This is a genomic window from Streptomyces sp. NPDC023527 (assembly GCF_055560115.1).
In genome coordinates this window covers 735755-752269 of sequence record NZ_JBVHJJ010000001.1, presented here as the reverse complement: position 1 = coordinate 752269, position 16515 = coordinate 735755, and the positions used below count along the sequence as shown (strand labels likewise).

Genomic DNA, 16515 nt, shown 5'->3' with positions numbered 1-16515 from the left:
AGGCTGTGGACAACCAACAGGTGCAGTCATCATGCACAGTGGGCCGACGGTTGGGGTGTCGAAACAGGTGACACGCCTGTTTCGCTTTTCCCTCAACTCACCTGATTGCGGGGTGAAGTGGTCTGCCGCGGTCGGGTGGAGCAAGTCGCGGGTCGGGTTGTGTCGTGGCTGTCACGACCGTCATCGACTGCCGTCATTGACCGCTGGTGTCGACCGCCGTCATCGACCGCTGCCATTGACCGCTGCCATTGACTGCCGTCGTCGGCCCCGGACTTCAACCGCCTTCACTGCCATGCCCATTGCGGGGCTCATGCTGTCACGAGTGGGGGCATGCGGACCCGAGGCGTACGGGCGTGGCGCGCCGTGGATCGGTGCGCGAGGGGCGGCGGAGCCATGTCCTGCGGGTGAGCCCATGCCCCGCGGGTGAGCCCGTGTCCTGCGAGTGAGTCCATGTCCGCTGGCCGACAAGGCAGTTGGTGGCCGCTTCTCGGCTTGCCTGACGACGAGTTCCGGCCAAACTGGGCGTCGGACGCCGCCCGGGGGCGCACTCACCCAGTGCTTCACTCTTTCCGTGACGGCCCGGAAGGCGTTGACCGCCTCCCGGGCCGCTCCGCCGCCCGCGGGGAATGAGGCGGCGGCTTCCCCCAGCCCACTGGATCCAGTGCAGCGGGCCAACCCACGCGTCTTCCATGGAAGCGCGCCCAGGTTGGCGCGGATAGAGCGCACGGCGGGCGCACAGCCCCACACAACCGGAGCACGTGCCCCTCGATGCACGTCCGCACGGACCCGAATCTCGCCATCCGGGACATCACCTCTTAACGGTCGGGATGCGGGGAACTACGCTGGGTTTACGAATGCCTCGTGCCTATGCCGGGGCGGGCGTCGCTGTTGCCGAGGGGTGCGCATGACCAGGGAGCCACGCGGGCCGAACGAGAAGCTCGGCACTGTCCTCGTCCTCGCCGGGATCAGCAACGCCGGTCTCGCGCGCAGGGTCAACGACCTCGGTGCGCAGCGGGGATTGACACTTCGCTACGACAAGACGTCCGTGGCCCGCTGGGTCTCCAAGGGCATGGTGCCCCAGGGCGCGGCGCCGCACCTGATCGCCGCGGCGATCGCCGGGAAGCTCGGCCGGCCCGTTCCCCTGCACGAGATCGGCCTCGCCGACGCCGATCCGGCGCCCGAGGTGGGGCTCGCCTTCCCGCGCGATGTCGGCCAGGCGGTGCGGTCCGCGACGGAGCTGTACAGGCTGGATCTGGCCGGTCGGCGCGGGGGCGGTGGCATCTGGCAGAGCCTGGCCGGATCCTTTTCCGTCAGCGCCTATGCCACGCCCGCGTCCCGCTGGCTCATAACCCCGGCCGACAGCTCGGTGGCCCGCGAGGCGCACCAGGCGGCCAAGGAGGCCGAGAGCGGCCCCGGCTCCGACGGCGGGCCGACGCAGCGGGTGGGCCACAGCGATGTGTCCAAGCTGCGGGAGGCGGCGGAGGACGCCCGGCGGTGGGACTCCAAGTACGGCGGCGGCGACTGGCGTTCGTCGATGGTGCCCGAGTGCCTGCGGGTCGACGCGGCGCCGCTGCTCCTCGGCTCGTACAGCGACGACGTGGGCCGCGCGCTGTTCGGCGCGACCGCCGAGCTGACCCGGCTCGCCGGCTGGATGGCCTTCGACACCGGTCAGCAGGAGGCCGCACAGCGCTACTACATCCAGGCGTTGCGGCTGGCCAGGGCGGCCGCCGACGTGCCGCTGGGCGGCTATGTACTGGCCTCGATGAGCCTCCAGGCCACGTACCGGGGCTTCGCCGACGAGGGCGTGGACCTGGCGCAGGCCGCGCTGGAGCGCAATCGTGGCCTGGCGACCGCGCGCACGATGAGCTTCTTCCGGCTCGTCGAGGCGCGGGCCCAGGCGAAGGCGGGTGACGCGCCGGCCTGCGGGGCCGCGCTCAAGGCGGCCGAGGGGTGGCTGGAACGGGCGCGCGCGGGCGACCCGGACCCGTCCTGGCTGGACTTCTACAGCCAGGAACGTTTCGCGGCGGACGCCGCCGAGTGCTACCGCGACCTGCGGATGCCCCGGCAGGTGCAGCGCTTCACCGAGCAGGCGCTGGCCCGCCCGACGGAGGAGTTCGTGCGCTCGCACGGGCTGCGGCTGGTGGTGTCGGCGGTGGCCGAGCTGGAGTCCGGCAATCTGGACGCCGCGTGCGCGGCCGGGACGCGGGCGGTGGAGGTCGCGGGGCGGATCTCGTCCGCGCGTACGACCGAGTACGTACGGGATCTGCTGCACCGCCTGGAGCCGTACGGGGACGAGCCGCGCGTCGTCGAGCTGCGGGAGCGGGCGCGGCCGCTGCTGGTGACGCTGGGGGGATGACTTCGGTTGTCTCCGGCTCGCGCCTCTGTCTCCCCCTCTCCCTCTCCTTCTCCCTGCCCTCTCCGGGTCGGCCTGTGGCAGGGATCCGCGCGGTCCTGTGTGATCGATCCGCACGGTTCCGCGTGATCGATCCGCGCGGTCCTGTCTGATCGATCCGTGCGGTCCTATGTGATCGTTTCGGTCGCGTCCCACAGCTGACCTGGGTTTCGGCCCGTTGTCAGTGGCGCAGGTCATGATGGGGACGTGGGTGAGGCGCTGAGGGGGCCGGGTGCCCGGTCGTGGGTGGCCGGCCGGCGCGGGGAGGTGACGTGGTGAGGGCGTACGACTGCGACGTGCTGGTGGTCGGGGGCGGGATCGTGGGCCTGTCGACGGCGTACGCGATCACGCGCGCCGCTCCGGGCACGCGCGTCGTCGTGCTGGAGAAGGAGGCGGGGCCGGCCCTCCACCAGACCGGGCGCAACAGCGGCGTGATCCACAGCGGTGTCTATTACCGTCCCGGTTCGCTCAAGGCCCGGTTCGCGGTGCGGGGCGCGGCCGAGATGGTGAAGTTCTGCGCCGAGCACGGCCTGCCGCATGAGGTCACCGGCAAGCTGATCGTCGCCACGGACCAATCCGAGCTGCCCCGGCTGCACACCCTCGTCCAGCGCGGCAGGGAGAACGGCATTCCCGTACGGGAGCTGGGCCCCGCGCAGATAGCCGAGCACGAGCCTCATGTGCGCGGGCTGGGCGCCATCCACGTCGCCACGACAGGGGTGTGCGACTACGCCGCGGTGGCCGCCCGGCTGGCCCGCCTCGCCGAGGACGCGGGGGCGTCGGTGCGGTACGGAGCCGAGGCACTGGTGATCGACCGGCGCGCGTCGGGGGTCGCGGTGCGTACGGCCCTGGGCGAGGTGCTGCGCGCTCGCGCCCTGGTCAATTGCGCGGGGTTGCACAGCGACCGGGTGGCCAGACTGGCGGGCGACGACCCGGGCATGCGGATCGTGCCGTTCCGGGGGGAGTACTACGAGCTGTCGCCGGCTCGTACGGAGCTGGTGCGCGGCCTGGTCTATCCGGTTCCGGACCCGGCGTTCCCGTTCCTCGGCGTCCACCTGACCCGGGGCATCGACGGCGGTGTCCACCTGGGGCCGAACGCGGTGCCGGCGCTGGCACGGGAGGGGTACGGCCGACTGACCGTACGCCCCGGGGAGCTGGCCGGGACGCTCGGTTATCCCGGCTCCTGGCGGATCGCCCGGCGCCACTGGCGGTACGGCGCGGGTGAGGTGCGGCGGTCCCTGTCCAAGCGAGCCTTCACGGAGGCAGTGCGCCGGCTGCTGCCGGAGGTGGTGGCGGACGACCTGATACCGGCGCCGGCGGGGGTGCGGGCCCAGGCGGTGCTGCGGGACGGCACGCTGGTGGACGACTTCCTGTTCGCGCAGTCTCCGCGCATGGTGCACGTACTGAACGCACCGTCGCCGGCGGCGACGGCCTCGCTGCCGATCGGGCGGGAGGTGGCGAGGAGGGCGCTGGCGGTGCTGGGGTGACAGGAAGCCGTGCGCACCCGTGTCCGTACAGGAGAGCTCTCTGCCGTACGCCCGGACCGCGACCCGGAGCCTTACCTCGACACGCCCGTAGAATTGGAAGCACTGTGTCCGAGAATCTTGCCCCCACCCCAGCCACCAGCCGCGACGGCCTCACCGGCCCGGCGTCCGAAGACGCCCGTACGGCTGCCGCCGCCCGCAGGCGCGAGCCGATGTTCCCCGACGGCCCGGCGCCGGATCCGGCGGGCTCGCACCACGAGCGCCGCATCCGTTCGTTCCAGCCGCGCCGCAGCCGGGTGACCACCGGCCAGGGCGAGGCCCTGCGCCGCCTGTGGCCGAAGTGGGGCCTGGACATCGACGGCATGCGCCGCCTGGATCTCGGCGAGCTGTTCGGCGACCCGGAGCTGCCGGTCGTCCTGGAGATCGGTTTCGGCATGGGCGAGGCCACGGCGCAGATGGCGGCCGCCGACCCCGGCACCGGCATCCTGGCCTGCGATGTGCACACGCCCGGCCAGGGCAACCTCCTGGGCCTCGCCGAGCGCAACGGCCTCGACAACGTCCGGGTCGCCAACGGCGACGCGATCATCCTGCTGCGCGAGATGATCGCGCCGGACTCGCTCGCGGGCGTCCGGGTCTTCTTCCCGGACCCGTGGCCCAAGAAGCGGCACCACAAGCGCCGGCTGATCCAGCCGGAGTTCCTGGCGCTGGCCGCCACCCGCCTCGCGCCGGGCGGGCTGCTGCACTGCGCGACGGACTGGGAGCCGTACGCGGAGCAGATGCTGGAGGTGCTCTCCGCCGCTCCGGACTTCGAGAACACCCAGGCCGACGGCGGCTACGCGCCGCGTCCGGACTTCCGGCCGCTGACGCGGTTCGAGGGCCAGGGGCTGGACAAGGGGCATGTGGTGCACGACCTGATGTTCAGGCGGCGGGCGGCGTAGGTCCGGGGCGGGGTCGGGGACGCCATCGGAGGTGCCCTCAAGGGAGGAACCCTCCCGGAGGTGCCCTCAGGGACGCCATCCGGCCAGTGATGAACACAGTGATGTACCCCCCATGGGCGGAAAACCGTCCGTTGTGCGCTCGCGCCCTTGGTTAGGGTCATCGGGTGCATGAGTCCCCGTCCCATCAGCAGCCGACCGCCGGGCTCGCGCCCGCCCTTGGGCAGCAGCCGAGCTTTCCCGCCATGCCCGCGCCGGCGGGCTGGCAGTACAAGCCCCGCCGCGCCCTGTGGGACCACAAAGCGGTGCGCGCCGGCGCGCTGATCCTGCTGCTCGCCCTGTGCGGGCTGGTCATCCTCGCGCTGGTGCGCGAGCAGACCGGCACGGAGGGCTTTGTGGTCGGGCTGGGGCTGGCGGTGCTGCCGGTGCCGCTGCTGGTGGCGGCGTTCCGCTGGATGGACCGGGTCGAGCCCGGGCCCTGGCGGAATCTGATCTTCGCCTTCGCCTGGGGCGCGTGCGCGGCGACCCTGCTGGCGATCCTGGCGAACGGTTACGCCACGAAGTGGCTGCTGACGACGGTCGATGCGGCGCAGCGGGCCGACGCGGACACCTGGGGTGCCACCTTCATCGCGCCGGTGGTGGAGGAGAGCGCGAAGGCGGCCGCGGTGCTGCTGCTGTTCCTCTACCGCCGCCGCGACTTCAACGGCATCGTCGACGGCGTCGTGATCGCCGGTCTCACGGCCACGGGCTTCGCGTTCACCGAGAACATCCTCTACCTGGGCAACGCCTTCGCCAACGACCAGAGTTTCGGCTACTCGGGCCTGGGCTCGACGACGGCCGCGACGTTCTTCATCCGCGTCGTGATGTCGCCGTTCGCGCACCCGCTCTTCACGTCGATGACGGGCCTGGGCTTCGGCATCGCCGCGACCCTTCCCCCGCGTCGCCGGGTAGGGCGCTTCCTCGTACCGCTGGCGGCCCTGCTGACCGCGATGGTCCTGCACGCCGTCTGGAACGGTTCGGCGACCCTGCCGGCCTTCGGCTTCCTCGCCGTCTACAGCCTCTTCATGGTCCCGGTCTTCGGCGTCCTGACCTGGCTGACGATCTGGTCCCGCCAGAACGAGCTGCGCACCATCCGCGCCCACCTCCCCGCCTACCAGGCCGCCGGCTGGCTCACCCCGCCGGAGCCCATCGCCCTGTCCTCGATGCGCGCCCGCGGCATAGCCCGGGACGTGGCCCGCCGCACGGCCGGCCCGGCGGCGGCTCGCACGGTGGCCGAGTACATCTCCTTCGCGACGTCCCTGGCCTTCCTCCGCCAACGCGCCCTCAACGGCACCGCGGGCCCCGACTTCACGGCACGGGAGCAGGAACTGCTGCACCACTTGTGGCAACGCAAACACGTGGCCCAACCCCCACTGGCACAGGCTTCAGCGGCGGTGCCACGTCCGTTCGTGCCGGTGCAGCAGGGGTGGCCGGTACAGCAGCAGGGGTGGCAGGGGATGGGACGGCATCGCTGAGGCCGCCGGCGGGTGGCTGAGTCACACCGGCCCCCTGCGCCGCGCTGTGCGGAGTTAGCCTCAGAAGGGTTGTTCTCGATGCGGAGGTTTCGTGATGGCTGAGGTTCCGACGTCTGTAGTGGCTGCCGGTGGGCTCGTAGGGGGCTATGCCGTAGCCCGGTGGACCAAGAAGCGGCCGCTGGGTGGGGTGGCTCTGGCTGTTGCCGGGGGGCTCGCCGCTCGGCAGTGGGCCGGGACCGTGGGGCCGCAGAAGGCTGCCGCCCTTACCGGGCTTTATGTCGCCGCCTTCGCCGGGTCACATCCCCTGGCCAAGAAGGTCGGGGCCTGGCCTGCTGTGTTCGGGGTGGCCGGTGGGGTGGCGCTGGCTTCCTGGGTTGTGGAGAGCCGGGCCTGAAGGTTTGAAGGGGTGTGGGGGCCCGAACCCGGCCCCCCACACGTCGCAGGTCTACGCCGACGCTTCCGTCAAGCGCGTCAGTTCCGCCTCCGTCAGCCTCAGGTCCGCCACCGCCAGCAGCGCCGGCAGCTGGGCGGCCGTGCGGGCGCTGGCCAGGGGGGAGGCGACCGTCGGGCGGGAGGCCAGCCAGGCCAGGGCCACCGTCGCGACCTCGGTGTCATGGGCCGCGGCCACCTCGTCCAAGGTCGTCAGGACGCGGCGGCCGCGCTCGGACTCCAGGTACTTGCCGGCGCCCCCCGCGCGGGCGCTGTCCACCGTGGCGCCCGGGCGGTACTTGCCGGTGAGGAAGCCGGAGGCCAGGGCGTAGTACGGGACGGCGGCGAGGCCGTGGCGGGCGGCGATGTCCGCCAGGTCGCCCTCGTACGTCTCGCGGGAGACCAGGTTGTAGTGGGGCTGGATGGCGACGTACTTCGCCAGGCCCGAGGCGTCGGAGAAGGCGAGGGCCTCGGCCAGGCGGTCCGGGGTGACGTTGGAGGCCGCGATCTCGCGGACCTTGCCCTCCTTCACCAGGGCGTCGAGCGCGGTGATGAACTCCTCCACCGGCACCGACGGGTCGTCGTAGTGCGTGTAGTAGAGGTCGATGTAGTCGGTGCGCAGGCGGCGCAGGGACTCCTCGACGCCCGACTTGATCGTGGTCGCGGAGAGGCCGCGTGCTTCGGGGTAGCCCGCGCCGATCTTGGTGGCCAGGACGATGTCGGCGCGGTTGCCGCGGGCGGCGAACCAGTTGCCGATCACCGTTTCCGATTCGCCGCCCTGGTTTCCGGGGGCCCAGGCGGAATAGACGTCGGCGGTGTCGATGAAATTGCCGCCCGCCGCCGCGTAGGCGTCCAGGACCGCGAAGGACTCCGCCTCGTCCGCCGTCCAGCCGAAGACATTGCCGCCGAGGGCGAGCGGGTGGACGGAGAGGTTGCCGATCTTCTTGTGAGTGTCAGCCATGTGTGGGTGCAACTTCCTTGTGGCAGTTGATATTCCGCCCCCCTTGGCCGATGGGATGCCCTATTGCGGTGCCGGCGCCGGCAAGGGCTCCTTCCGCCGCGTCGACAGCGGTGCCGCGATCGATTCCAGCGAGCGCCGTTCCGCCCGTACCGCCAGGAACGCCGCCACCAGGCCGGCCGCGCACATCAGCGCCGCGCCGATCCGGAACGCCAGCACCGTGTCCCCGACGACGCCGCTGCTCGTCAGGCCGGAGAACAGCAGCGGGCCGCTGATGCCGCCCGCCGCCGTGCCCAGCGCGTAGAAGAAGGCGATGGCCATGGCCCGGGTCTCCATGGGGAAGATCTCCGACACCGTGAGGTACGCGCTGCTCGCGCCCGCCGACGCGAAGAAGAGGACGACGGCCCAGCAGGCGGTGAGGGTATGGGCGGTCAGATGGCCGGCCCCGAAGAGCCAGGCCGTGCCGAAGAGGAGGAGGCCGGACAGCAGATAGGTCGACGAGATCATGATGCGTCGGCCGAGGGTGTCGAAGAGCTTGCCGAGCAGCAGCGGGCCCATGAAGTTGCCCGCCGCGATCACCGCGAAGAAGTAGCCGGTGCGGGAGGTGGACACGTCGAAGAACGTGGTCAGGATGGCGCCGAAGCCGAAAGTGATCGCGTTGTAGAGAAACGCCTGGCCGATGAAGAGCGACAGGCCGAGGATCGCGCGCCGACGGTAGTCGGAGAACACCGTGCGGGCGATTTCGCCGAAGGTGATGGCGTCCCGCTGGTGAATGGTGATCTCGCCCTCGGGCGGCGGGAGTTCGGTGCCCTTCTCCGCCTCGACGCGCCGCTCGATCGACGTCACCAGCTTTTCGGCCTCCTCTCCCCGCCCGTGGATGAACAGCCAGCGGGGACTTTCCGGCACATGGCGGCGTACGACGAGGATGACCAGGCCCAGGACGACGCCCAGCGCGAAGGTCAGCCGCCATCCCACGTCCGGCGGGAAGATGGCCGTGTCCAGCATCGGGATGGACAGCAGCGAACCGCCGACCGCGCCGAGCCAGAAGCTGCCGTTGATGATCAGGTCGACCCGGCCGCGGTAGGTGGCGGGGATCAGTTCGTCGATGGCGGAGTTGATGGCCGCGTACTCGCCTCCGATGCCGAAGCCGGTCAGGAAACGGAACGCGAAGAACCACCAGGAGGAGAAGGAGAGCGCGGTCAGCGCGGTCGCCGCCAGATAGACGGCGAGGGTGACGATGAAGAGCTTCTTACGGCCGAACTTGTCGGTCATCCTGCCGAAGAACAGCGCCCCCGAACACGCCCCCGCCACATACAGCGCCGCCGCCAGGCCCGTGACCTGGCCGGATGTGATGGGCAGGCCGCTGCCCTCCTCGGACAGCCGGCCGGCGATGTTGCCGACGACCGTGACTTCGAGGCCGTCCAGGATCCATACCGTGCCGAGGCCGATCACCACCGTCCAATGCCAGCGTGACCAGGGCAGCCGGTCGAGCCGAGCAGGCACTGAGGTGGTGATCGTCGCGTTCGTCGTCACGCAGGCCGGGTATCCCCTCGCGCGCCGACCATGCGCGACCGAGGGCCGCGCCCGGCGGGTCTACGGGTTCAGGCCCCGCGCCCGCAGCCACGACAGCGGGTCTATCGGCGAGCCGCCACCCGGCCGTACCTCCAGATGGAGATGCGGGCCGGTGACGTTGCCGGTCGCGCCGACCCTGCCGATCACCTCACCGGCGGCGACCTTGCCGGACGTGACCACCATCGACGACAGATGACAGAACCACAGCTCCGTCCCGTCATTCAGCCGCAGCACGACGCGGTAGCCGTAGGCGCCCGCCCACCCGGCCTGGACGACCGTGCCGCCGGTCACCGCCCTGACGGGCGTGCCGGTCGGGGCGGCGAAGTCCTCGCCGGTGTGGTTCGCGGACCACATATTGCCCGCCTGCCCGAAACCGGCGGTCAGGGTGTACGAGCCGACCGGGAGGGTGTACGAGCCCGAGCGCGACCCCGAACCCGCGTGGGAGCGGTCGGTGCCGGCGGACCTGCCGGTGCTGTTGCTCTTGGCCGGAGCCTCTTTCTTCACCGGTTTCTTATCCGGGCTCTTTCGCGCAGGCGCCGCCTCCGCCGCATGCTCGGCCTCGGCCCCTTCCCGAGAGGCGGCCTTCCCCTCCGAAGTCTCCCCCTCCGAAGCCGCCGCCTCCGCTTCGGCGGCCTTCGCCTCGGCGGCCTTCTCCGCCGCCGCCTGCCGCTGCGTCCGCGCCGCCGCCTGCGCCGTGGACTCGCGCGCCTGGTCGTCGGCGGCGCTCTGCTGGTGCTCGGCCTGCTGGAGGATGCGGGCGCGGAGCGCCTCGCCGGCGTTCGCGGTGCCGCGGGCCGCCTCCTCGACGGACAGGCCCGCCTGACTCAGCGGCTGGTCGGCGCCGGGTGCCAGGGGCGGCGCCACAGAAACAGAATCATTCGTACCGGATGTCCCGCCGCCGGTCAGGAACGCGCCCACGCCGGGTATCCGCGACAGGTCCGGCATGGATATCGGCGTCGCCGGACGACTCTGGGCGCTCGCCATTCCGCCGGCGCCCACCGCCGCCATGACGCCGACGCCGAGCACCGCGCCGCTACGGGCCATCGTGCCGCCACGCTGTTTGACGACCCGGTGCCGACCACGGGCCGGGGTGCCGGGCTGGGGCTCGTATGCCGGTTCCGCCGGTTCCGGTTCATGAACCGGTGCGTATGTCGACTCGTATGTCGGCTCGTACGTCAGCCCGGACTCCGGCCCGGATATCGGCCCGGATATCGGCTCGTACCCCGACGGCACACGCGGCCCGTACAGACCGTCACCGCCGGCAGGCTCGTTGGTGGACGCCACGAAGGCGCACTCCTTTCCTTCCTTCTCGCCTACCGGGTTAGCTGACGGGTTCGGAGCAGGAAGGTCTCCTACGAGCCGGAGTGCGGCCCGATTCACCCCAGGGTGGTGGTTCCCCGGTTCCCAGATGCTGCTGGTGGATCAGGTGCTGCTGTGCCCGAGGGATTCGGCGAAGGCGCACGGTGCCGCCACTTGCGGCGGGTGTGACGACCGTACGCCGTTATCGAACGTTAATAGACCTGACGGCCGGAATCCAAGCCGAAAGCGTGAACTGGCGGGCCTTGGCCCGACTTTGCCACTTCGCAGCGCCATTCCTCGGAAAGCGTTCGGATCACGACCGGCTACGGACGGTATCGGCCGCCTTCTGCGCGGCGGCCGTCGTCACCCCGGCCGTCTCCGTCACGGCGTGGTGGTGGCGCCCGTCACCGCGACGGAGTGCCAAGAGGGCCATGTCGTCGGCGTTCTGACCGCCCGAATGGCGGGAGACGTCCACGACGAGGACGTCCAACAGGGCCTCGGGGCTCCTGAACGGTCGGCCCGCGAGGCGCCTGCGCGGGTCGTAGAAGACGCCGTTCCCGTCCCTGGCCTCGGTCATCCCGTCGGTGAACAGCAGCAATGTGGCCCCCGTGGGGAACGCCCACTCCTCCGCCCGGTCCGGCCACGCCCCCAACTCCCCCATCCCCAGCGGCAGCGCGGGCACGCTGGGCTCCGCCTCGCCGACGCGGCCGTCCGGGTAGAGCAGAAGGGGCGGCGGATGGCCGCGGTTGAGCAGGCGCAGCACGGGGACGTCGGCGGGCATCTCCGCCAGGACGGCGGTGGTGAAGCCCTCGAACTGATCCAGGTTCGCGCGCCGGGTGCCCTCTCTCTGCAACGCGCGCTCCAGCCGCGCCGCGACCCCCTCCAGGGTGCTCTCCTGCTCGGCCGCCTCGCGGAAGGCGCCGATCACCACCGCGACCGCCTCCACCGCCTCCAGCCCCTTGCCACGCACGTCGCCGACGATGACGCGTACGCCGTACGGGGTGTCCTGGACGGCGTACAGATCGCCGCCGATACGGGCGTCGGCCTGGGCCGCGACATAGCGCGCCGCCACCCGCAGCGCACCGATGCGGGCCGGGGGTACGGGCAGTACGGCGCGCTGCGCCGTCTCCGCGATGCCCCGGGCCGAGGCGAGCTGCCGATGTCGGCGGCGGGCGATGCGGTTGATGCCGAGGGCGAGGAGGGAGACGACCGCGATGGTGAGGACCTCGGTCACCGACCGCGCGGAGTCGTCCGCCCGCTCGTAGAGCTCCAGCCCGATCGCGGCGGCCACGGCGGCGAGGGCGGTGGCGGCGGTGGCGCGCAGGGAGTAGAGGGACGCCGCCACGAGAGGGGCGGCCGAGAGGAAGGGGGCGCAGGTGTAGGAGGGCGGGGTGCAGAGGTCGAAGACGACACCGCCGCCGATCAGGACGGCCGGGAGCCGGTGTGCGGCACGGCCCGCCGCGCGGGCTCCCCGCGACCGCGAGTGACCGTTGCGCTCGGTGGGCCGGGCGCCCGGTGGGCGGCCGGCGGGTTCGGAGCGGCGCCGGGGACGGTCGGGGCGAGGACGCCCGGGATGCCCGGCACTCCCGGCACTCCCGGAACGATCGCGTCCGGGGCGCTCGGAGCAGCGTACGGGCGTGCTGCGCGCGGTTTCCCGCCCTGGCCCGTCTCGCTTCCCCACCGTGCTCTCTCCTGACCGGCCGACCCGCACATCACCCCTCCCACCCTTACGGGTGCCGCCCGCCGAGTCGAACGCTGATGCGCCATCCGGGGTGCAATTCGTACGGGGTTCAGGGGTGCGTGGGGGGCGTGCGGCCGGACAGGGGGCGCACAAGGGGGCTCAGCGCCCGGCAGATCCGATCGGCGCCCAGCTGATCCGATCAGCGTCCACCGGGTCCGATCACCGGGTCCGATCGGCGCCGGCGCACATCGCCGGGTGCGCAAGGGCGCGCACCCGGCACCGTGCGTCAGGCCGTGGAGGAGCGGCGGCCGCCGCCGGTACCGCCACCGCTGCGGCGCGGCCGGCCCACGGCGTTGCCGGGGCGGGGGCCACCGGAACGGCGCGAGCGCTCGCCGCCGCCGTTGCCGGCACCGAAGCCGCGGAAGCCACCGCCGCCGTTGCCACCGGAGGAACCGGAACCGCCGGTCTCCGTGCGGGTGCGGGTGCGGCCGCCCCGGCTGCCGCGCGAGCCGCCGGAGCCGCCCGTCGCGCCGGACCCGGAACCACCGCGCGAGCGCGACGACTTACCGGCGCCCTGCGGCTGGGGCTGTACCGGCGGCGTGATGACCACCGCGACACCACTGGGCTCACGCGCACCGGTGATGCGGGCGAGCTCCGGGTCGCGGGGGTGGGTGTTGATGACGTTCGGGGTGATCTTCGCCGTGGCCATCATGCGGCTCATCTCGCGCCGCTGCTCGGGCAGGACGAGGGTGACGACCGTGCCGGACTCGCCCGCGCGCGCCGTACGGCCGCCACGGTGCAGGTAGTCCTTGTGGTCGACCGGCGGGTCGATGTTCACCACGAGGTCGAGGCCGTCGATGTGGATGCCGCGCGCGGCGACGTTGGTCGCGACCAGCGCGGTGACCTGGTCGGTGCGGAACTGCTCCAGCGTGCGGTTGCGCTGCGGCTGGCTCTTGCCGCCGTGCAGCGCGGCGGCCCGTACGCCCTCGGACAGCAGCTTCTTCACCAGGCGGTCGGCGCCGCGCTTGGTGTCCACGAACATGATCACGCGGCCGGGACGGGCGGCGATCCGGGTGACCGCGTCCTTCTTGTCCTGGTCGGTGAGGTGGAAGAGGTGGTGCTCCATGGTGGAGACCGCGCCCACCGACGCGTCGACGGAGTGCGTCACCGGGTCGGTGAGGAAGCGGCGCACGAGGCGGTCGACGTTGCGGTCCAGGGTCGCGGAGAACAGCATCCGCTGGCCGTCCGGGTCGACCTGGTCGAGCAGCTTGGTGACCTGCGGCAGGAAGCCCATGTCGGCCATCTGGTCGGCCTCGTCGAGGACCGTGATCGTCACGTCGCCGAGCTTGCAGTCACCGCGCTGGATGAGGTCCGCGAGGCGGCCGGGGGTGGCGACCAGGACCTCGGCGCCGCGCGCCAGGGTCTGGGACTGGCGGCCGATCGACATGCCGCCGACGACGGTGGCGATCCGCAGGTTGACGGCGGTCGCGTACGGGCTGAGCGAGTCGGTGACCTGCTGCGCCAGCTCTCGGGTGGGAACCAGCACCAGGGCGAGCGGGCGCCCGGCCTCGGCACGGCGGCCCGCCGTACGGGCGAGCAGCGCGAGGCCGAAGGCGAGGGTCTTGCCGGAGCCCGTACGGCCGCGGCCGAGGACGTCGCGGCCGTTCAGCGAGTTCGGCAGCGTGGCGGCCTGGATCGGGAACGGCTCGGTGACGCCCTCGCGGGTCAGCGTGGCGAGCAGGCCGTTCGGCATGTCCAGGTCGGCGAAGGACTCCACCGGCGGCAGCGCGGGGGTCGTGGCGACCGGCGTCTCGAACTCGCCCTGCAGAGGAGCGGCGGACCGGCGGGGCTGACCGCCGCGGGCCGGCTGGCCGGCGCGGGAGCGCGCGGGGCGGGAGGAGCCGCCGCGGTCCGGAGAAGAGGAGGAGCGGGCAGGGCGGGCGGAGCGAGTCATACGGGGACCTTCCCTCAATGGGGTGGCACGCCCGGAATGAGGACTTCGCATCGCGAGGCCGTCCGGGAAAGGACGGGCGGCGGAAAAGCCTGGGCGCGCTGGTGCGGGGGCAACAATGGGGCCCGCACCCAGTGGTGCGGGCCCCATTGCGTCAAGCGTCATGCGATGCCCGGTGTGGACCGAGGGCCCTGACCCGAAGGTCTCAAGGGCCCGTCAGGTCGACCGGGCGGGCACGGAACGTCAGGCGGCGGTGATGTTCTCCGCCTGCAGGCCCTTCTGGCCCTGCGTGACGTCGAAGGAAACCTTCTGGCCCTCGAGCAGCTCACGGAAGCCGTTGGAGGCGATGTTCGAGTAGTGGGCGAAGACGTCCGGGCCGCCGCCGTCCTGCTCGATGAAGCCGAAGCCCTTTTCCGAGTTGAACCACTTCACGGTGCCAGTAGCCATGTCTATCTCCTTGTGAATGGGATGGGCCCCACACCGGACAGACCGGCTAAAAACAAAAATGCGCCTTCGGCTACATAACCGTCAGGCGCACACGAGTTCATGGGTACCACAACTGCAACTCGAACGACCATAGCACAGCTCGGCGGCCCCCGTAACCCCCCTCTTCCGCCGATCACTGCCGCACCGGCCCGCGATCCGGGCCCTCCACCCCTACGGCTACAGCTCCACGCCCTGCGCGCGGGCGTGCCGGTCCGCCGCCACCTCGGCCTCCGCCTCGTCGAGATAGACCTCGCAGACGAGCCTGCCGTCGGTGTTCAGGTTGTGCTCCAGCTCCCAGAGGCTGACCTCGCCGCCGCCCTCCAGCAAGAACGCGTGCTCGTAGAACCGGCACCAGGTCGCGTCCCGCCCGGCTCCCCGGCGCCTCGGCTTGGTGATCAGCGCGATGTGGTGGCCGAGCGCCCCCTGGAGCAGCTCGCGCACCACCTCGCCGGGCCCGTCCTCGTTCTCCGCGCGGCGCAGCAGGCGGCGGGCGTGGTCGGGCGAGGCGTCGCTGACGTACTCCCGCCGGGGCTGGGTCGGCCCCATGGCGAGCAGCAGCTCCTCCGCCAGCCAGGCCGGCAGCTCCTCGGCCTCGCTGCCGGGGCCGATGCCGCCGATCCGGTCGTGCACGCGCCGCTCGGCCCGGTCGAGGGCGTCCTCCCGTACGTAGAGCTCGTAGAGGAAGTCCTCGTCCGGCCCGGTGTCGTGCTCCAGCTCGTAGAGCAGCAGGCTGCTGCCGTCGGCGAGCAGGAAGACATGGCGGTAGGTGTTGCACCGCAGCGGGCGGGCGTCGTCGTTGCGCTGGCGGTACGAGCGGAGCTCGGCCTGGTGCATGAGGGCGGTCCGCACCCGCTCCAGCAGCGGCTCGTCGAGCTCGAAGCCGTTCTGGGCGCGGTTCAGCAGCTCGTCGACGTGCTCGGCGGGGGTGGTTTCGGTGCCGCCGCGCTCCCCGGACGCCTGCGTGCGAGCCGGGCGCTTCACCGTTTCCGGGCGCTCGCTGAGCCCCTCGCGCTCCATGTCGCTGCCCGTACTCCCGCTCTCGCCCTCACCCGCTCGCGAGTTCTCCATGTCGCTCGACCTCCCGGCCTTCGCCCGCACCCCGCCCCCCCGCGCACTTACCGTAGCGGCGCGAACACGGCGGGGGCGCGGGGTTTCGGCGAACTCGTCGGGTCACCCGATCGGATCGAAGGCCCGGACCGGCCGACCGGGCCCGCACGGGTGCGCGCTGAGCGGCCGTCAGGCACGCGAGGGGCTCGCGCGCGCCCCCGGAAACGGCTGAGCGCCCCGCCCGGAGAGGTCCGGACGAGGCGCTCGGCAGCAGGTCGGCCGGGGAATTCCCGGCGCCTGGCGCGGTAGGCCGTGTGGGACTCGAACCCACAACCAATGGATTAAAAGTCCACTGCTCTGCCAATTGAGCTAACGGCCCGCACCCCGCAGCATAGCCCGGCCGACCGCGTTCTCCCGAGTCGTTATCGCCGACGCATCGGCCGGGGGCGGGAACGCAGTGGGACCCGTACGACACCTGCGTGTCGTACGGGCCCCAAATCACCTGCGGTTATCAGCCGTTGCGCTTCCAGCGCGGCTTGTCGTCGCGGCGGCCGAAGGAACCGGTGCTGGTGCCTCCACGGTGGTCGTCACGACGGCCGGCCGGGCGGTCGCCGCCGGAGCGGAAGCCACCGGTGGACGGACGGTCGTCACGGCGGTCGCGGTTGAACGGACGGTCGCCACCACCGGAGCGGAAGCCACCACCGGTCGAGGGACGGTCGCTGCCACCGGAGCGGAAGCCGCCACCGGTCGCCGGGCGCTCGTCGCGGCGG

The 16515-nt window shown here is 72.0% G+C and carries 12 protein-coding genes, 1 tRNA gene, 1 pseudogene and 1 riboswitch; of the genes and pseudogenes, 5 read left to right on the top strand and 9 right to left on the bottom strand.

The window, feature by feature from the left end:
- The first annotated feature begins 904 nt into the window (after window positions 1-904).
- The 5 genes from ACZ303_RS03490 (at window position 905) to ACZ303_RS03470 (ending at window position 6716) form a co-directional block, all read left to right on the top strand.
- Entirely contained in the window at window positions 905-2356 is a 1452-nt protein-coding gene (locus ACZ303_RS03490) for an MFS transporter (RefSeq protein WP_467334559.1), read from the top strand.
- Between the two features lie 311 nt (window positions 2357-2667).
- On the top strand, window positions 2668-3876 hold the full coding sequence (lhgO, locus tag ACZ303_RS03485; RefSeq protein ID WP_467334557.1) for an L-2-hydroxyglutarate oxidase: 1209 nt from the start codon (window positions 2668-2670) through the stop codon (window positions 3874-3876).
- 104 nt (window positions 3877-3980) lie between these two features.
- A complete protein-coding gene (gene trmB / locus ACZ303_RS03480) occupies window positions 3981-4811 on the top strand; it encodes a tRNA (guanosine(46)-N7)-methyltransferase TrmB (RefSeq protein ID WP_467334555.1) in 831 nt (276 codons plus the stop codon).
- Between the two features lie 164 nt (window positions 4812-4975).
- Window positions 4976-6322, top strand: a complete 1347-nt coding sequence (locus ACZ303_RS03475) for a PrsW family intramembrane metalloprotease (protein ID WP_467334554.1) — start codon at window positions 4976-4978, stop codon at window positions 6320-6322.
- Window positions 6323-6416: 94 nt separating this feature from the next.
- Window positions 6417-6716 (top strand): hypothetical protein, encoded by a 300-nt coding sequence (locus ACZ303_RS03470; protein ID WP_467334552.1) that lies wholly within the window; start codon window positions 6417-6419, stop codon window positions 6714-6716.
- 51 nt (window positions 6717-6767) lie between these two features.
- Here ACZ303_RS03470 and ACZ303_RS03465 read toward each other — a convergent pair whose 3' ends face one another.
- The 9 genes and pseudogenes from ACZ303_RS03465 to ACZ303_RS03425 all read right to left on the bottom strand — a co-directional run.
- Window positions 6768-7712: an aldo/keto reductase gene (locus ACZ303_RS03465; RefSeq protein ID WP_467334550.1), complete on the bottom strand. Its 945-nt coding sequence runs from the start codon at window positions 7710-7712 to the stop codon at window positions 6768-6770.
- A 60-nt stretch (window positions 7713-7772) separates the two neighbouring features.
- Window positions 7773-9242: an MFS transporter gene (locus ACZ303_RS03460; RefSeq protein ID WP_467334548.1), complete on the bottom strand. Its 1470-nt coding sequence runs from the start codon at window positions 9240-9242 to the stop codon at window positions 7773-7775.
- Window positions 9243-9302: 60 nt separating this feature from the next.
- Entirely contained in the window at window positions 9303-10565 is a 1263-nt protein-coding gene (locus tag ACZ303_RS03455) for a M23 family metallopeptidase (protein ID WP_467334546.1), read from the bottom strand.
- 11 nt (window positions 10566-10576) lie between these two features.
- Window positions 10577-10720, bottom strand: a riboswitch (cyclic di-AMP (ydaO/yuaA leader).
- 173 nt (window positions 10721-10893) lie between these two features.
- On the bottom strand, window positions 10894-12261 hold the full coding sequence (locus ACZ303_RS03450; protein WP_467334545.1) for a PP2C family protein-serine/threonine phosphatase: 1368 nt from the start codon (window positions 12259-12261) through the stop codon (window positions 10894-10896).
- A 286-nt stretch (window positions 12262-12547) separates the two neighbouring features.
- Complete coding sequence (locus ACZ303_RS03445; protein ID WP_467334544.1) at window positions 12548-14215, bottom strand: DEAD/DEAH box helicase; 1668 nt, start codon at window positions 14213-14215, stop codon at window positions 12548-12550.
- Window positions 14216-14455: 240 nt separating this feature from the next.
- On the bottom strand, window positions 14456-14659 hold the full coding sequence (locus ACZ303_RS03440) for a cold-shock protein (protein WP_344097957.1): 204 nt from the start codon (window positions 14657-14659) through the stop codon (window positions 14456-14458).
- A gap of 216 nt (window positions 14660-14875) precedes the next feature.
- The gene (locus ACZ303_RS03435; RefSeq protein WP_467334540.1) at window positions 14876-15766 is read right to left on the bottom strand and encodes a DUF6227 family protein; all 891 of its coding nucleotides are present in this window, start codon (window positions 15764-15766) and stop codon (window positions 14876-14878) included.
- Window positions 15767-16051: 285 nt separating this feature from the next.
- Window positions 16052-16124 (bottom strand) — tRNA-Lys (locus ACZ303_RS03430).
- Between the two features lie 132 nt (window positions 16125-16256).
- Window positions 16257-16515: pseudogene (locus tag ACZ303_RS03425) on the bottom strand (DEAD/DEAH box helicase); the annotation flags it as partial.